This is a genomic window from Pseudomonas sp. RA_35y_Pfl2_P32 (genome assembly GCF_963970735.1).
GTDB lineage: Bacteria > Pseudomonadota > Gammaproteobacteria > Pseudomonadales > Pseudomonadaceae > Aquipseudomonas.
Genome location: NZ_CAXAQF010000022.1, coordinates 64,380 through 83,583, shown reverse-complemented (window position 1 = coordinate 83,583; position 19,204 = coordinate 64,380). Strand labels below are relative to the sequence as shown.

The following is a 19,204-nucleotide window of genomic DNA, read 5'->3' as shown; positions in this document are numbered from 1 at the left end:
ACCAGGAGCTCAGGCCATGTCCAGGCACCGTCCATTTCTGTTCCCCCCCCTCGACGACATCGTCTCCCCGCTCGCGCTACGCCCCCTGTCGATATCGAACATGAGCCGGCCGATCGTGGACGGCGATGGTGGCATCAACATTACCGTGGTCACGGAATACCCAGAGGGTGCGCTGTGCTCCATCAATCCGTATGGCGAGATGGCAGAGGGTGACAAGATCAACGTGTTCCTCGACAAGAATCCGGCGGTCGGACTTGAGGTGCAGGCCCAGGATGTCAACCAACGCCTGTACTTCTACATACCGGCGGAGCTGTTCACACCTGGCTGGGTCGAAGAGTGCTATTACGAGCTACAGCGCAAGAGTGAACCGGCACCGGATGACCCTTCAGCCCCCCTGCGCCTACTGACCAAGCTGGATCTCCCCGGAGGGATCGACAAATGGCCGCCAGGGCCCGGGCATTCGGAACTGAAGATTGTCCAGTTGCCCGAAGAGGTGATCAGGCAGGGCGTGGATGCAGAGTGGGCGGCCAAAGGCGTGCCGATGACGATTCTGCACTACCCCAACATTGCCCTGCGCGACACCATTCAAGTGGCATGGGGCAGCGTCTGGCTCCCCCCCCACCTGGTCACCCAGGCGCAGCTCGACGGCACCGAGCCCATTGTCATCATTGCCGACCTGGCCGCGATCCTGGCCGCTGGCGACAGCGATGCGCTGAACATCGATTATGAGTTGCACGACGAGGTCTGGAACTACTCCGTAAGATGGTCGCTGCCGACCACGGTGAAGGTCGATGCCGGGGCCTGGAAGCTGGATGCACCAATCATCAAGGAGGCGGTCAACGGGGTAATCGACCTCAAGCAGTTGAATCAGCAAGACGTCACGGTGCAAGTGATCATCCTGGCGGGTGATTTCGAGGAAAATGATCGGATCACATTGACATGGATCGGCACTCCGCCAATCGGCAAACCGTTGATTTATAACGCTACCTTTGACATCTACAGCATCCCCAGTGTCCACGAGTTCAAAGTGCCCTACGCCGAAGTTCGCGCCATCGCCATGGGCAAGGCCGATGCCGCCTATGTCCTGACCAAAGCCGATGGCGGGCCGACACTCTCCTCCAAACACGCTTTCACCCACGTGATCGGCGATGTGTACGCACACCCGGCGCCAACCATTCGAGAACTGGTGGGTCAACTACTCGAACCCGACTGCCCCATGGCAACCATTGACATCCACTACCCGGGGATGGCCGACGGCGACTTTATCAATCTGATCTGGATGGGTAAGCGCTCCGACGGCACGCCGTATGTACATGAGCAGCACTACCTCGTCAGCGAAGGGGATGCCGAACGCAAGACCATCACGATCTACGTGATGAGCGAGCACATCAGCGTATTGGTCAACGGCACGCTCGACCTGTACTACGTGGTGTCCAACGATCAAGCGGCGCTCTACGGGGTGAGTGAGTCCGAACACTTGCTGGTCGACGTTCGGGCCATCCGAGTCACGCTGCCGGCGCCCGAGGTTGAAGAGGCCGACGACGATGTCCTGGACCCTTCGAAGGTCTTCGACAATGCGCACGTGCTGATCAAATACCTGGGGACAGTCAAGGACGACATCCTCACTTACTACTGGACCAGCGCCAATCCTTTCGCCAGCACCAGTGACTGGTTGCCGATCACCTCCGTAACGGCGGGTAAACCGGTACGTTTTCGCGTGAGCGCCGACTACGTCAGCGCCAATATCGGACAGTACGTCAAAGTACGCTACACCCTGAAACACGCGGCGACCGGTCTGTACAGCTATTCGGGCACCTTGAACCTGATGGTGGGGTACCTGGTCGGCGAGTTGCCCCCGCCCGAAGTCATCCAGGCGCAGGGTGACGCGCCAAGCGTCACTCTGGACCCGATGCAAGCACTGGGTGGCGTCGACATCCAGGCCGGCTATGCCAGCATGGATCCAGAACTCGACATCATCGGCTTGAAATGGCTGGGTGTTCCGGGAGCAGGCACGTCCGAAGATCTGGAACTGCCAGGGCACGCGAGCAAAACCGTGCTGTTTCATCTACCGGCCCCGTTCGTCGGCGCCAACATCAACAAAATGGTGAGCGTCAATTATGGCGTGCAACGTTATGGCTACATCACAAGCTCAGAGACCCTGAGCGTGCGAGTCCTGGCATTCGAGGATCCGGAGAACGAGCTACCCACACCAGAGGTGCCACAGGCACTGGACAATGTCCTGGACCTGACCACCTTTACCGGCAACGCCGATGTCACCGTCAAGGCCTGGCCGCACATTGCACTCAAGCAGCGCGCGTGGCTGAGACTGGAAGGCAAGACCAGTGCCGGTGGCGACTACCGCATCGAGCCCCTCAAGGGTGAAGAGATCACGCAGACCCACCTTATTAACGGTCTGAACGAAATACTGCCCAGGACCGAACTGTTGAAACTCGGTCACACTTCGCCCGCCACCGTGGTGTGCAAGGTGACGTTCGATGGCAGTACCGACGAAAACATGGCGATCGATTTGCCCGTGCTGCCCCTGACCATCAGGACCCGCTACGACTACCTGACCCCCGTCATTGAAACAGTGCGCGATAGCCGTGGTGAAGTGGTCGAGGGCGGCATCACCCGCGACAAGGAGGTTACGCTGCACGGTCGGGCGACACGTGAGCAGAAGGTCGAACTATTCGACGAAACGTCCCAATCACTCGGGATCGCGACGGTAGGTATCGATTGGATGTGGCAGCACGAGATCAGGAACCTGACAGAAAAAACCTGGCGCATCACCGCCAAGGCATTGTATGACGCGGATCCGGTCTCCAGTGCCCCCCGCACGTTCACCGTCGATTTTGCCGTGACACCCGATATCACCTCGATCACGGACTCCAAGGGTGAAGTCGAACCGGGAGGCACCACCTATGACAACAGTGTATTTGTCCAGGGTGATGCAACGCCCGACGAACAAGTCCGGCTACTGGACGGTACAACACCCATTATCACGCTGAACGTCGGCAATGACGGCAAGTGGAACCACCGACTCAACAACCTCGGTGTGAGAACCTATACATTGCGCGTCGAGGCCTTGTATGACGTAGAGCCCACCACCAGCCCACCCCGTTCCTTCATTGTCGCTCAAGCGGTTACACCGACTATTTCCTCGGTCACCGACATTCGGGGCACGGTCAACAATAATGGCACCACCTATTACCGATCCGTGACATTGGGAGGCAAGGCCAGCCCAAACGAACAGATCGAGCTACGGGACGGCAACACCCCCATCCAGACCATCGATGTCAGGGCTGACGGTAACTGGGACTATCCGTTTAACAGCCTGACCTTAAAAACCTACAGCCTGACGGTCAAAGGGTTGTATGGCAGTGAGCCGATTTCGAGCCCTCCTCGGATATTTACGGTGGCTGCGCATATCTCACCGACTATCAGCAGTGTCCACGATGCCGACGGTACACCGGTGGACGCCGGCGCGACCACTTACACCACGCGAGTCACCGTGCGGGGCCGAGCCACTCCTCGCGAACAAGTTGAGATCTATGATGGCAGCCAGAGAATCAGCCCCCTGCCTGTCGAAGATAATGGCAACTGGACGCTGCCTCTGAATGTTGTCACCAAGGCCTACAGCATTACCGCCCACGCCCTGTATGACGTCACCCCGATATCGAGTCCGGCCCGAACCTTTACGGTGGCCGCCCATGTCGGACCGACGCTGGACTCGGTCATCGCCGCAGGGGCGGAACTGCCGGAGGGCGGTAGCACCATTGCAACATCGGTCGCCCTGCGCGGCCAGGTAACGCCCAATCATGAAGTGCAGATCCGTGATAACGGCAACGCTAAACATACCGTGCGGGCCAATGGTACTGACTGGAGCACCACCCTTGCAGTGGGAGTGGGCGGCCACCGGATCACGGCCATCGCGCTTGCCACCGGACGGGAATCCAACAGCCGCGGCTTTACTGTCCGCTCACCGATCCCACCACTGGCGATCAACACTGGCCATGTTTCCTTGTCAGCCTGGATCTTCAGAAGCGATGCCACGCCAACCAACCCACCCTCGGGGGCGTTTATCGATAGACACGCCAGTGGCGGTGTTCCGCCCTATCGCTACGCATCCAGCAATCCAGCGATCGCCGAAGTCAACAGCAGCACCGGACGGGTCATTTCCAAAGGCAATGGCAGCGCCCAGATCACCGTGTACGACAACGCGAACCAGAGCGCCTCTTACCCTGTTTCCGTTTCGAATGTGCACCGTATCTTCGGAACCGGTGCATTCAGTACTTATACTCAATGCCATAATGCGGCGGTGAACCAGGGTGGACGGATACCATCTTTGGCCGAGTGGCGGTCGTTGATCGCTCTCGGGGGTCCAACCGAGTCAGCATGGTGCTGGGCAGCCGACTCGGCCGGGTTCGCCAAACGCTGGGCGATCCATCCCGCATCAGGACAAGCAAAGGCACTGAAAGATCTCGGGTTCGGAGGTGATACGGCAAACGGCTTTGGAATAAGAGGTGGTTAAGCCGACAAGCGGGGGCCGACAAGCGAGCGCTCTCTCCAGGGCTTTCGCGGGGAAGGCATAAACAGTTACTTTGCCCAACTCCCAATGTAAAAAAACGCCTCGTAACCACGAGGCGTTTTTTCAGGTCTCTTCAGCCCGGCATCAATGCCTCAAAAGGAATACCGCAACCCCAGGTTCACCCCATACGGCTGCTCGATATGCTCACCCTTGGCATAGTCGAAATCGGCATGCACCTGGAACTCCTTGGACAGCGCCAGCGCCACCCCCAGGCCGAGCTGGGCACGGCTACCGGACAGGTCATTGTTGAAGACGTTGTCCTGGTTGACCGTGACCCGGTTGTTATTGATGAACTCATGCAGCACCGCGGCGCGCACATAAGGCTGGGCCACGCGGCCATTGCCCAGGGCAAAGTTACGGCCGGCGGTCATGCCGGCTTCGGCGAGTACCGAGCGGGTGCGATCACCGTCGGCTTGCATGCCGTTGTCCAGCTCGTAGCTTTTGCCCTCAATGACGGCCGTCGTCAACTTGCCGTAGGGTTCGATGAAGTAGTCTTGCTCCAGCTTGATATGGCGTCCGAACTCCGCCGAGGCACTGACGCCGTTGCTGGTGTAATCGCCCTTGGACCGCGTGCCGTCGCTCATGCCGACCTTGGCGTCGTTATGAAAGCGGTTGAACTTGAGCAGCGCATCGAAGTAGTAACCGCTCTGGTCATCCAGCCAGGTCACATAGGGTCCCAGGTAGTAGCTCTTGATCGTGCCGGAGGTGCCCTGCTCGATGTTCAGGTCGGAGTGACTGTAGCCGGTCATCACCCCTGCCAGCCACTGGCTGTCGCCCAGGCGCATGTCCGCACCGAGGGACAAGCCCTGCTGGGTCTGCTTATAGGCCATGCCTGAACCGTCGGCAATGTTGTATTTATTGCCATAGGTGCGCATCCACAAGCCCGTATCACCACCGTTGAAACGCAACTCACCCATGCGGCTGCGCAAGGTCGCGCTTTCGCCATACAGGATGGTGGCCGGGGCATTGAACAGGGCCAGCACCGAGCGTGCGCCGGGGCTGACCGTCTTGGTGGTCGGGTCCAGGTACCACTCGGTGGCTTCGCCTTCATTACGGCTCGCCAGTTGATAAGACCAGGCGCCCAGCGCCACGGGACCGCCCACCAGGGAAAACTGCGCCGGGCCACTGCCGGTGCGCACCAGGGCCAGTTCCTGCGGTGAAGCTGCATCCAGGCCGGAGGCGCGAACCGCCAGGCCAAAGTCCCCCGTGGCCACCCCGGTCACATTGAGAAAATCATGCTGGCCGTTGGCAAAGTCGCCCTTCATGACGATCAGGTTGTCGCTGCCGGCACCGGCCAGCGTTCCGACATTCAGTCGGTAGAAGGTGTCTGGCTGATCATCACGGCCAAACTTCAGATTGCCGCCGCCCATGGCCAGGGTGCCGATGCTGTCGTTGCCGGTCAGGGTCACGGTCGAGCCGCTATTGATCGTCAGGCCATTGACCTTGTCCAGGCGGCCGCTGAACTGGGAGCCGTTCTGCAGGGTGAGATTGGCGATGGAGCCGGTTTCGATCAGCATGTCACCGGTCATGTTGCCTTGGTCGAACGTCAGGTTGGCGGTGCTGTTGCCGACGACGTTGATGTTGCCGGTCAGTGTACTCGTAGCGACGGTCATGGCCGCGGTGGAAGCGCCCTGTACGTCGAGCAGAATCTTGTTCCCGGCGAGCAGGTTGGAGTTGTTACGCACCGTGATGTTCGCATCGATGCCTTCATCGACAAGGATGCTCGAACCCGTCCGTCCCTGCAGGGTGGAGCTATCCAGCAGCAACTGATGCCCCTCCAGCCCCGCCCCGTCGGCAAGCATCCGTGCGCCATTTTCACCGCCACTGATGGTGCTGCCCGTCGCGCGAACATCGCCACCAAAAAAATTGATACCGACACTGTTTGCCAGGTTGCCGGTGACTTGACTGCCATTGAGTTCCAGGGTGCTCAGCCCGGTGATCTGCAGGCCTGTCGTCCCACCGCTGACGGTGCTGTTGCTGACCACGCCGTTAGAGCCAGTGGTAGTGGCCCCCTCTCGATTGAACTGCATGCCGATGCCAGTGCTGGTGACCGTTACACCGGAGAGGGTGGCTTGGCTGTTGGTCACGGAAATGCCGCTATTGCCATTGCTCCCGGTAAATGCACCGCCGACCGCGTTAATGGTTGAACCGGCCATGACGGACACTTCCGAGGTCTGTGCACCGTTGGTATTCAGGACCCCACCGCCATTCACCACATAATTATCTACCGGGGTGGATGCATCGATGGTGCGGGTTTCACCCGGACCAACGATCGTCAGGGCCATGATCGAAGGACTGATCAACATCGCAGGTGACAACGTCAACAGTGGCAGTAAACGCACAGGTGCAAACAGACGGGTAAACGAACTGGATTTTTTCATGATAACGACTCCATGAGCATAGAGGCCGAACTATTTCCAATGGAAACAGCCGTAAAGAATGGCGCGCATCTTAGTGTGCTTCGTATTTTTCCTATGTAGGACTAGTCCTATAGTGATGAGGGGCTTTTCCCTAGACCTCTGTTTCCACCGTAGCCAACAGGCACATACCTACACGTCAAACAACCCAAGAAAACTCACAAAACGATTAAACAATAGAGCACCTATAAAAAAGGGAAGATAAGTATCTCCCCTTATTTAACGCTTCCAGCGTCTATCCAACATCAGGGCAACGGACAGTTGCCGCCGACAGCGTCACGCACAACGACCGGTACCTCATGCGCAGCAGAACTTTCTATTCGGCCACCGACCATCGTCTGATACAGGATTTTTCCATCGCCATCCTTGATCGGCAACAAGGCAGCGTCATGCGGTATATACACGCTAAATCCGTCGACATGCTCATTACCCGTTAATGGTTTTGTAAACGTATAGTCTGGAACGGGTAGAGGTACCCCACCATCATCATAAGTGATACCTGACCAAGTAAAGGCCAGAACCATGCCCGATTCTAAAGGATCTCCGCCTGGAACATCGACCACGGCGGCCCAACCCACGTTTGAAATACTCCTTAACGAGGAACAGTTCAAATACCCAACACCGTCGATAAGCTTCAGATGGTTGATTTTTGGAGCCGGCAGTGTGACTGGCACCACATACACACTGACTGATTGGCGCAACGATGGATTTTCATTATCGTCTGGTAAGCCCGGATTGCTAATTGTGTAATGAACGGGTATGTCGGGATCGTTGCCATGCGCGGTGATAAATCCATGCGCCACCTTCATCTCAACAACAAAGTCATCGGCCTCACCACCCACTACCTCGTAGTTCGCCCCCGGAACAGGGACGCCCCCCCAGTACAACTGATAAACATCGCCGACATCGCGCTTAGCATCAATTGTAGTGGTGGCGGTACCGTCCTCCCCGGCGTCCACTAATTCAAATTGGTTAGGCGTAGGGGTTTTGGCGGCCTGCACGGTAACCGGGCTCAGGTTAGGGTTACCAACATCCGGATCTTCCGGATCGGGCGGCATAGTACCGGCACGTCGCAAGTCCACATTCACCGGGACTACCGTCGTTTCGCGATATTCACTTGTGCGCCGCCGCACGAGATAGGTCACGGTGACAGGCCTTGGCCCAAGTCCGTTGCGCTTCACATGTTCATAGGGAACATCAAAAATCAGTGGGAAGCCCGCCCCGGCAAACTTTATATCCTGGGCAATCCCATCCCACGTCACCTCGATCTGGTCTGTAGCCGCAGAATTGTCGTATGCCTCGACCACCACCCCGACATCTGGAAAGGCATCTTTGAGCGTGATGAGGTGCTCTGGCGCAAGCGCTTCGGGAACCGTCAGCGGTTTCAGGTTGCTCGGGGCTGGCGTGAGTTCGACGATGACGTCAAGTTCATTGCTGTCGGGCCCCAGATTTCCCACGCGATCCTCCCATGTGTAATAAAGGATCCTGTTGCCCTCAAGCCCATTTTCCACCTGGGCCTTGGTCAACTCCACCGTCATCGTAGAACTTGAATCGTCAGGTGTAGTGTAGGAGTTAATAAAGGTCCCAGGTGCACTGGCCCCCATGTATACCCTGCAAATATCACCGGTTCTACGATCAGGGTGCAATGGAATGGTCAGCACAATGACCGGATTGGCTTCCAGGCGTTCCTTGGTAATACGTCCATCGGCATATTCCGGCGGGAGAACCAACGGCTGACCAGGCAGGTGTTTGTTAGGCGCCTCTTTGTCGATGAAAATCGGCACAGGAGGATCATAATTGTAAATATTCCCTGCATACTCCAAGCGGTAACTCAGGAGAAAAACACCCTCTGCCACTGTTGCACTTGCCGGCAATACGAGTGTCTGCGAACCCCCGACAGGGGTTACAAGTGATAACGGATCGCCAGTTGGAGAGTTCTGCCACAAGAGCCTGATTATCAAAGGGCGACCAGGTGCCGGAGGCGGTATGATCTCCAGGACCTCTGAAATCACAACATTGTTATCCACTCCCTGCCGCGCCTTCAACAATTTATTGTTATCGTCGCCCGCAACATCTGGCAAAAGCCCCTCCAATATCGGCCGCTTGGTACGACTTAGTGATCTGGCTTGACGCACGGCACTCATCGCCGCCCGACCGGCATCTACTTTTTTTATTGCATCTACTTTTTCCATGCTGGTCATTTCACTGACCTCCTCATTAGGTGGCAATTCATTTAAAACAACCTCGACATACAACACTAACGGACAGCCGCACCCCATAAACACATAGTTCCAAGACTATAAAAACGCATGCAATAAAATGTCAGCCATCGCCCGCCTAGCTATTTACCTTTGGGCCTTATCGACTCAGGACAGATATCATTAGTTGGCGAACAAACTTCACTACTGGGCATGGTTCTGTTGATGACGACAAAGTCCGACTTGGACCTCCCCGCTCCACCAGAACGTTTATTAAGAACGTAGTACGCCAGTCCTGAACCGTCATTCACCATAGGCGCAATCAACCTTTCATAATCATCTACAACAAAATCAAATCCGTTAGCCGCCTCCGAGTCACTGAGTACCTTTGAAAACGCCTCATCTGCGCCCGCAATCGGATCGGTACCATTGAGCCCCCAGCAGCCCTGCCAATACAGCACCACCTCGTCCATAGCGGAAAAAGCCGGATGAGCGGCCACGTGCACGGTAACGCCTTCCCATAACCTGGGCTTGGCACAACAATCGAGCCTGCCCTCCTTTCCACCATGGGGAAAGGTCGGCGCCTTGAGATCAGTAATGACCACAATGGACACGTTGACCTCAGTCACCAGCGATTGCTGTTCATTCACCCCATTGCTGGTGGTGTAGTAGACCGGTAGTTTCGGGTTCTGCAGGTCAGGCTCAATGGCACTCCAAGGCACTTCCAGCTCAATGAGCTTGCCGGCAAAGTCGCCCCCTTTGACCTCATAACGAGCCACCGGCGTGGCGATGCTCCCCCAGTAGAGCTCAATCACCTCAAAGGGATTGGGATCGTCATACAGCGCCAGTGTTGCCTTCGCCGACAGGCCAAAGTCGATCCCGAGCAAGGTATTGGGTGAATCGGACTTGCGCCCCCGAACTTCCACCTTGGCCAGCGTCCCATTGACCAGTGCGGGGGCAGCCCCATGGTCTTGCCCGGCAATCGTCAGGTTGACGGCCACCGAGATATCCGGGGAAGGCAGGCTGTAACCTGCGCTATGCCGAATCCGGTATTGCACCCGTGCACGTAATGGCCCATCCCCCTGGGCCTGGAGAACCGTCCAGGGCACGGGGGTCGACAAGGGAAAACCCGCGGGGTCGACCGGGAACTCGGCCAGTGGCGTTCCATCCCACGTAGCCGCGACAAAGTGCGCAGCATCGGCAGAGTCGTACCGTTCAAACTCGACCCACACTCCATCCCGTGCCTGCTGGCGATCAACCCGGTCCCTTGGCGACAGGGGGACCTTGGGTGCAGGCAGCGCACCCGGTAGCGGCGTCAAGTCGACGAAGATATCGGCCAACCTGGAGTTTGGCCCGATGTTGCCGGCTCGATCCCTGAGCCGGTAGTACATGTAGCGTATACCAGAGCCCTTGGCTCGGATCTCGTCGGCATACACCGTGATAACCAAACGCCCATTGTCGATGTCTTCCTGACTGAATTCCTGCTCACGAATTTCGGTTTCGCTATCGGGGGGTATCGGTTTATCGGTCCAGAAATAGACCGCGCGATCTCCCCTTTGGACGTCTGTGTAAAACGGCACATCGACGATGATTTGCCCGTCCGGGAGCAAATCCGCCTCGGTGATGATGCCGTTCAACTCAGCCGGGAACACCACCGGGTCGGGGGTGTTACCAAAGTCGGGTTTGGTGGTGTCGATGGTGATCTTTGTCCTGGGGGACTCCAGGGGGTTTTGTAGGCTGGGAGAGACCCGTATCGAGACTTCGTACACCCCTTCTTTCAACAATTCCCTGGGGACCGTGAGGGTTTGAGGTAAATCGACCGGCACCAGACTGGGATAAAGCCGCTGGTTGACACTGACAAAGATCGAGCCGAACGGGGTGAATCCCAGCTCGACGAGGTCCCACCGGCCAGGCACTGTGGTGAAGGCCCAGCCCATGAAGGTGACATCCAGGTCGCGCCCCAAGGCCCTGATTGGCAGCAAGCCGGCCGGGTCATCCGGATCGAGGACCATGGGTACTTTCGGCGCTTCCAGATCAGCATCAGGAGCGCTCTGGGGTGACTGCGAATCGTTCGGTGTCAGGGGCGCGGACATGACTGACCTTCCTCACTGAAGGTGAATACCTGGCCGTCGCTGACCATGCCCACCCTGGACATGACCTGAACGGCTGCAGTCATTTAATGCCCACGCCCCCCCCCCTGGCTACTGTCAGAAATAACAGGTTTTGCTACCGTTCGTCGGAGATCAGCCCCCCCACGCCTTGCCAGCCCCGATGACCGTAGAGGCAGCCTGGCGTGCAAGGTTCAATGGTTAGCGGACAAACAAAAACCACGACCGGGCGGCCGCAACGGCTACCCATCGAGGGGGAGCGAGAGCCCCGGAGCCCTCGCTCCTGGGCCCTCGTTTGCGCTCAGACCGTATCGACCTTCAACGAATGGTCGTTGAGCATGCCGTTGATGAGGGTCGCCGTGTCGTGCCCGCTGGCGATCACCCCGCCGGCCCCCGGCGTGACGCCATAGTGGTCGGCCAGGTTGACACCCGCCAGGTCGATGGTCTGGGTCGATGGCGCACCGAGCGCGGCCTTGACGTCGATGCTGGTGACCACAGACGCACCGCTGCCGGTGACACTGAAGTGCAGGTAGTCATCCAGCGAAGACGCCGTCGCGGCTTCACCTTGCAACAGTTGCGACAGGTCGAGCTTGTCGGTGCTCGGGGTGAAGTCGGTGACCAGGTCGTGCCCGCTGTTGCCGTGCAACCACTGGAAGGTATCGCCCCCACCGCCGCCGGTCAGGGTGTTATTGCCCAGACCGCCGGTCAGGGTATTGGCGTTGTTATTACCGATCAGCGTGTCGTCGAACGTCGAACCGATCAGGTTCTCGATCCCCGTCAGAGTATCGAGCCCCGCCCCGCCCGTATTCTGCGCACCGGCCAAGCCAAGGTTGACCACCACCCCGGCGCTGGCATGGGCGTAGCTGGCGGTGTCGATGCCGTCGCCACCGTCCAGCAGATCGTTGCCCAGGCCGCTGAACAACAGGTCGTTGCCGGCCCCGCCGTGCAACTGGTTATTGCCGTTGCCGGCGCTGAGCACATCGTTGCCGTCGCCAGCATTGAGCAGATTGTCACCGCCACCGGCCAACAGCACGTCGTCGCCCGCGGTCCCGGTCAGGGTATGCCCGGCCTGGTAGCTGATACTCACGGCAGCCGAGTCGCTGCCGCCGTGGTGGTCGCTGGCGGTATAGCTGCCTACAAAATCTGGCGAACTTTCATGGGCGCCGGCGTAGTTGACGGTCAGGTTCAACTGGTAGTTCTGCGCGGCATTGACGTGGCTACCGCTGCTATTGCTCAGGTTGCTCACGTGAATACGGTAGGTGCCGTCCTCGGCGGCGCTGAGGGTGCTGTGATTGTCGATGCCGAGGAACCCGCCACCGTTGAGCGAGTACTCCAGGCTGATGTGCCCCGCCGCCAGGTTGTGGTCCAGATTGAGGGTCTCGCCCTTTTTCAGGGTGACGGTGATGAAGTCCTCATCGTTGGCATTGGCGTTGCTGACCTGGCCCAGGTAACCACTGATCACCAGCAGCGCGGTCATGGCAGCGGTGTCCGCGGCAAAGGCACTGCGCACATCCGCCAGGTTACGGTTGCCGAAGTTGTTCTGGGTGCCAGTGAAGTTGATCGCGCCGCTGCCGGTAAAGTCCTCGCCCTTGGCAATCCAGCCAGTGTTGAAGGTGGTGGGCGTGGCGCTCAGGTGGTCGCCATTGGCGTCCGTGTCATTGCCCAGCAAGCCTTCGACCGGCACCGCAATGTGTTTCGACAGCACGTTGGTGATCACCTGGTCATCCACCGCCAGCGGTGCCGCGTTCGGCAGGATGTTGATGGTCAGAGTGCGGCTGGCCAGGTCGCCTTCGTAGTCACTGGCGGTGAAGGCGATCTGCTCGGTGAGCACCACCGAAGTGGTGGTCTGCGAGGTGTAGGTGAACTCGCCCGTGTCGAGGTTGATCACCAACGTGCCGCCCTTGGTGGTGGCGATGGTCAGGCTGTTGTCCAGGGTGTTGAAGGTGCCCCGATTGAAGCCTTCGAGCACCGTCAGCGCGCCCTTGTGGTTGTCGCCGTCGGGATCAAAGCTGTAGGTGGTGCCCTCGATGATGATGGTCTTGATAAAGCCGCCATCGGCGCCGAATGAACCGCCCTCGCCCATCAGCAACCCGCTGATCGGTGCGCCACCGACGGTGCCGGACAGCACCGCGTTGAGCTGGTTGAGGTCAGTGACCACGTGCGCATTGGTGTTGACATGGTTGCTGCCGTCATAAGCCAGCGGGTTGAGGTTGCCACTGCTGACGCCGTCGCCCAGGCCGATCGCATAGTTCTTGATCCCGTTGGCGTCGAGGAAAGCCTTCCAGGCCACCTCGTCCGACGGGCCGGTTCCCCAGCCATCATTGGGTTTGCCGTCGGAGAAGAAGTAGCCGACGTTTTGTGCTCCCGCCAGCTTGCCTTCCGTGACGAACGCCAACTTGGCCGCCGCCAGGGCGTCGTCGTAGTTGGTCCCACCGTCTGCGTGGAGAGTGGAAATGATCCACTTGGCGGTGGCCACGTCGACCCAGATCGAGGTCTGCTCGGTGGCGCTGCTGTTGAAGGTGACGATCTGCACTTTCACGTCACCCAAGGCATCGTACTTGTCGAGCAAGGCGCTGATGGCCTGTTTGGCCAAGTCCATGCGCGACAGCCCCGAGACACCGGAGTGGTCGGCCATGCTGCCGGACACATCAATCACCAGCAGCAGGTTGGAGTCGATCCCCACCGCCGTTACCGAACGCTCGGAGTGCTGGGCCCGGGGCACGTCATCGACGATGTTGACCACCACGCTGCTGGTGGCGGTATTGCCCAGGGCGTCGGTGACCTTGTAGGTGAAGCTCTCGGTGAGGATGTTCGGCCCGTCGTTGCCCCCTGCGGTTTTCGGTGCCGAGGTCAGGGTGTAGGTGTAGGTGCCGTCGGGGTTGAGCAGGATTTGCCCGTAGGTGCCGGTGGCGCTGCCCACCAGGGTGTAGGTGAGCGCCCCGCTGCCACCGCTGACCGAGCCGACCAACGAACCGTGGGCTGTTTCGCCGGTGGATGTCGGGTCGCTGCCGATGACCATGCCCGGGGCCAGGTCCTGGCCATCCTGGCTCAGGTCCAGGGCTTTTTCGTAGACCGTCAGGCAGGCGTCGACGCAGGCGATCAGGCCGCTGTCGGTGACATTGATCGTGAGGGTGGTGGTGCTTTCGTCGCCATCGCCATCGCGGATGGTGTAGGTGAACACGTCCGTTGCCCCGGGTGGGCAGACCCCGTTGGCGGTGCTGTGGTAGACCGCATTGCCGGCGGCATCCAGCGTCAGGTAGCCGTAGGTGCCCTGGATCTGATCGCCCAGGCCACCGAGGGCCGAGGTCGCCGTATTGCCACCCGCCCGCACGCCGACCACCGCACCGCCCGTGGCCGCCCCGTCGGCGCCATTGACGTCGTTGCCGAGCACCGAAATGTTCACTGTCGCGCCCTCGCCCACCGTGGCGCTATCGGGGCTGGCGGTTGGCAGGTCATCGACGATATTCACATCCAGCGTATCGCTGGAGTTGCTGCCATTGCTGTCGGTCACGGTGACCGTGAAGTGTTCGCTGAGGCTGTTGGCACCGTTGGCCGTCGGGTGGTCCTCATTGTCGTTGAGGGTGTAGCTGTAGCTCACCACCCCGCTCGCCGCGTCATAGCCGGTGATAGTCAGGGTGTTGCCCAGCGCGGTGGTGAAGGTTTGTGGGAAGCCGGCGGTGACACCCGCGGTCACCACATTGATCCCGCCCACAGTCAGGCTTTGCACGCCATCCAGTGCAGTGACGGTGAAGGTGGCGCTTTGGGTCAGTGCCGGCGTGCCGGGGGTCGAGCCGTCGCTGAGGGCTCTTTCGTAGACCGTCAGTTCACCGCCCTGGGCCTTGAGGCCGTCGATCAGGACCGGGTCGTCGTTGTTGTGCACGGTCAGGGTCAGGGTCGCGGTGCTGGTGTCGCCATCGGCGTCTGTCAGGGTGTAGGTGAAGGTTTCCTGGGCATCGGCCGTGAGCGCCAGAAAGGCCGGGCTGGTCGGGTCGACGGTGTAGGTGTAAGAGCCGCCCGCTGCCAGTACCAGTTGGCCATAAGCGCCCGCCAGGGTACCGGCCGTCACCGGGCCGCTGATGACCCGGTCGGCGCCCTGCACATCGTTGTCCAGCACATTGCCCGTGAGGACCGTGTGCAGTTCCGTGGCGCTCACGGCATTGCCGTCGTCCTCGGCCTGCGGCACGTCATCGACGATGTTCACGTCCAGCGAGTCGCTGGCAGTGCTGCCGTTGCTGTCGGTGACCGTCACCGTGAACGACTCACTGAGGCTGTTGATGCCGTTGGCGGTGGGATGGTTTTCGTTGTCGTTGAGGCTGTAGCTGTAGCTCACCACCCCGCTCGCCGCGTCATAGCCAGTGATAGTCAGGGTGTTGCCCAGCGCGGTGGTGAAGGTTTGTGGGAAGCCGGCGGTGACGCCTGCGGTCACCACATTGATCCCGCCCACAGTCAGGCTTTGCACACCATCCAGTGCAGTGACGGTGAAGGTGCCGCTTTGGGTCAGCGCAGGCGTGCCGGGGGTCGAGCCGTCGCTGAGGGCTCTTTCGTAGACCGTCAGTTCACCGCCCTGGGCCTTGAGGCCGTCGATCAGGACCGGGTCGTCGTTGTTGTGAACGTTGAGCACCAGGTTGGCGCTGCTGCTGTCGCCGTCAGCGTCGGTCAGGGTGTAGGTGAACGTTTCGGTGACATCGCCCTCGAGCGCGAGAAACGCTGGATCGCTGCTGTGCAGGGTGTAGCGGTAGCTGCCGTCGGCGGCCAGCACCAGGGTGCCGTAAGTACCGGTGAAGGTTCCGGGGGTGATGGGCCCGGTGACGACCCGGTCGGCCCCTTGCACATCGTTGTCCAGCACGTTGCCGGTCAGGATCAAATGCGCTTCGGAGGCGGCAACGCCATTGCCGTCGTCAAACGCGTGGGGCACATCGTCGGTGATGTTGATGTCCAGGGTGTTGGTGGCCGTATCGCCATTGACGTCGCTGGCGACCACGGTGAAATGCTCACTGAGGTTGTTGCTGCCGTCCCCTGCCGAGTGGGTTTCATTGCCCACCAGGGTGTAGCTGTAGCTGACCACGCCGGTTGCCGGGTCATAACCGATAATGGTCAGGGTGTTGCCCAGGGCCGAGGTGATCGACTGCGGCAAACCCACCGCCACGCCGCCACTGATGATGCTGATGCCGCCTATGTTCAGGCTGTGCAAGCCATCCGGCGCAGAAATACTGAAGGTACCGTTCTGGGTCAAGGCCCCCGGATTGCTGGCCGAGCCCTGGGTCAGATTGGCTTCATTGAGGGTCAACTCACCGCCCACCACCGACAGGCCGGACAGGGTCACCGGTTCGTTCTCCGGCAACTGCGGGGTCACCGGTAATTCAGGGTTGACGGGCGTGACGGGGGCGAGAGGGTTGACCGAGGGCCCAGTGCCCGTGTCGTCACCGCCATCCTCAGGTGAACCCGCCAGGCGTTGCGGGACAAACTCGGGAATGCCGTTGAAACCGGCCGTCGGGAAGCCGATCACCGGATCGACCCGCCCCGCCACTTCTTCAAGCAAGACAAACGAGTGACCGCCACCGGCCGCCCCGGGGGCCCCAGTGCTGCCCGGCCCGGCGGCGGTGGCTTCAGCGACCTGGGTCGGGTCGGCACCGGCAGCGATGGCCTGCTGCACTTGCTCGACATCGCTCAGTTGCGCCTGGCTGGGCGTCACCGCTTCGCTGGCGTCGACATGCGCCGGTTGATGGGCCAGCAGTTGCGCACTCATCGGCAGGCTGCTGCCGCGCCCCAATGTCAGCTCCTGACCGTTTTGCAGACGCGCCGCCACGGCGCCCTCGGCCCCGGTCACCAACTGCTCCCCGGCGAACAGTCGATCCCCTTCAACCAGGGCGCGTCGGGTTCCATCACCCGCCACAGCGAACACCTGACCTACGACCTTGCTGACGATTGCGATGAGCGTTGCCATGAGCCTTCCTCCGCTGCCGACATCCATCGGCATCTGGGTTATGCAGAGAAAGCATGCGGGGCCTTGCCGGGTTGCGGGACGGACCTTCTGCCTGGCAGCACTTGCACTTCAAGGTACAAGCCCTTGCCTGACGTTGATCTGGCCTCGCGTGCCTACGCAGGCGGGCTGGTGTTTGCGGAACAAAACCGAGTGAAATCATTCACTCAGCGCCGCCTAGCCGTTCTACGAGGGTGGCTGACGGTGATTTTCCGGGAAAGTGACAATATTTTGTCGCCAGAAAACCGTTCAACCTCCATCCCCTCCAGCGCTTCTCCACCCTATGTTGCAAAAGTGTTGGAACCTTACTCAGCCTCGCCAAGCTCCCTAGAGCTCATAAATACAAGGCTTGTGCAGGGAACAATGTGCCGGTTTTTTCAAGGCGCATAAGTTTTTTTCGGCATATGCGTTATGAGAAATCCTTCTTAGCTTCTGCCTAGGATGTTCTTAGCTCTGTTGTTACAAGCTTGATACGGTTTCAGCCGCAAATAACGCCAAATAATTGGCGACATCCCAGCACCATTAGTCACAGGGAGAGGCACCCCATGCGCGTATTCACCCCGCTCTGCAGCGCGATTCTCATCGCCATGGCCTGCGCACAACAGGCCCAGGCCATGTCGCTGACCGAGGCGATTCAAAGCACCCTGGACAATCACCCGGAGCTGCACGCCAGTGAGAACAATCGCCTGTCTGCGGATGAGGATGTCAAAGTCGCCAAGGGCGGTTTTTATCCCTCCCTCGACCTGAACGCCGGCTACGGCCGTGGTTACAGCGACAACACCAACTCCCGCGCCCAGGGTAATCACCACACCGAAACCAATTGGTACACCCAGTCGGAACTGCGCCTGCGGCAAATGCTGTTTGACGGGTTCAACACCGCCAATGAAGTCGGGCGCACCCAGGCCATCGTCAACTCCCGGGCCTACTACACCCGCGGCACCGCCGAGAGCCTGGCCCTGCGCACCATCGAGGTGTATCTGGAAGTGCTCAAGCGCCGCGAACTGGTGACCCTGGCCACCAACAACCTGCAGGCGCACTTGCGGGTCAACGACCAGATCGGCCTGCGCACCGAGCGCGGCGTGGGCAGCAATGCCGACCTCGATCAGTCCAGGGCCCGTCGCGCCCTGGCGGAAAACAACCTGGACACCGCCCAGGTCGACCTTGCCGATGCCGAGGCCAACTTCTTCAGCGCCGTGGGGCGCATGCCCGACGAGCTGGAAAGCCTGCCCTCGATTCGCGGCGAGGTCCCGCAAAGCCTGCCGGATGCCCGCCAGGCAATGATGGAAAACAACCCCTACCTGAAATCGGCCGAGGCCGACGTGAACTCCGCCGAGAGCCAGTACGAAGTCGCCAAGTCGCCGTTCTACCCGCGCTTCGATGCGGAGGCGGCCGTGGGCGCCAACAACAATATCCAGGGGGACCAGGGCCACGACAACCAGTGGCGCGTCGGCGTGGTCATGAACTACAACTTGTTGCGCGGCGGCAGCGACAAGGCCCGCCTGCAATCGAATGCGCACAAGATCAACCAGGCCATGGACATCCGCAACAACGCCCTGCGCATGCTCAACGAGAACATCACCCTGGCCTGGAACGCCATGGTCAACGCCAAGAAACAAACCCCCACCGCACGCGAGTACGCCGACACCACGATGCGCGTGCGCGCCGCCTACCAGGATCAGTTCGGCCTCGGCCAACGCACCCTGCTCGACCTGCTGGACAGTGAAAACGAGCTGTACAACGCCAATCGCCGCTACACCGAAGTGCGCTACACCGAGGAATTCTCCATGTACCGGATCCTGGCGAACATGGGCGAGCTGCTGAGCAAAGCCAAGGTGGTGGTGCCGGCCGAAGCGATTGCGCAAAGCGACGTGAAAAGCCAGGCCCGTCTGCCAGAGATGCGCTAGCGAACCGGG

At 59.8% G+C, this 19,204-nt stretch carries 6 protein-coding genes; 2 read left to right on the top strand and 4 right to left on the bottom strand.

The features are described from left to right. Positions 1–16: 16 nt before the first annotated feature. Positions 17–4,531, top strand: coding sequence for an Ig-like domain repeat protein (locus tag AACY45_RS21600; protein ID WP_339547298.1), 4,515 nt, complete (start codon positions 17–19; stop codon positions 4,529–4,531). Between the two features lie 149 nt (positions 4,532–4,680). Here the strand turns inward: AACY45_RS21600 and AACY45_RS21595 are convergent, their stop codons facing one another. The 4 genes from AACY45_RS21595 to AACY45_RS21580 all read right to left on the bottom strand — a co-directional run bounded on the left by AACY45_RS21595 (position 4,681) and on the right by AACY45_RS21580 (position 17,255). Next, positions 4,681–6,969: an autotransporter outer membrane beta-barrel domain-containing protein gene (locus tag AACY45_RS21595; RefSeq protein ID WP_339547297.1), complete on the bottom strand. Its 2,289-nt coding sequence runs from the start codon at positions 6,967–6,969 to the stop codon at positions 4,681–4,683. Positions 6,970–7,250: 281 nt separating this feature from the next. Beyond that, positions 7,251–9,206: a hypothetical protein gene (locus tag AACY45_RS21590; RefSeq protein WP_339547296.1), complete on the bottom strand. Its 1,956-nt coding sequence runs from the start codon at positions 9,204–9,206 to the stop codon at positions 7,251–7,253. Positions 9,207–9,346: 140 nt separating this feature from the next. Further along, positions 9,347–11,296, bottom strand: coding sequence for a hypothetical protein (locus AACY45_RS21585; protein ID WP_339547295.1), 1,950 nt, complete (start codon positions 11,294–11,296; stop codon positions 9,347–9,349). Positions 11,297–11,612: 316 nt separating this feature from the next. Beyond that, a complete protein-coding gene (locus tag AACY45_RS21580; protein ID WP_339547294.1) occupies positions 11,613–17,255 on the bottom strand; it encodes a retention module-containing protein in 5,643 nt (1,880 codons plus the stop codon). 581 nt (positions 17,256–17,836) lie between these two features. Here AACY45_RS21580 and AACY45_RS21575 point away from each other — a divergent pair. Next, on the top strand, positions 17,837–19,195 hold the full coding sequence (locus tag AACY45_RS21575) for a TolC family outer membrane protein (RefSeq protein ID WP_339547293.1): 1,359 nt from the start codon (positions 17,837–17,839) through the stop codon (positions 19,193–19,195). Positions 19,196–19,204 lie beyond the last annotated feature (9 nt).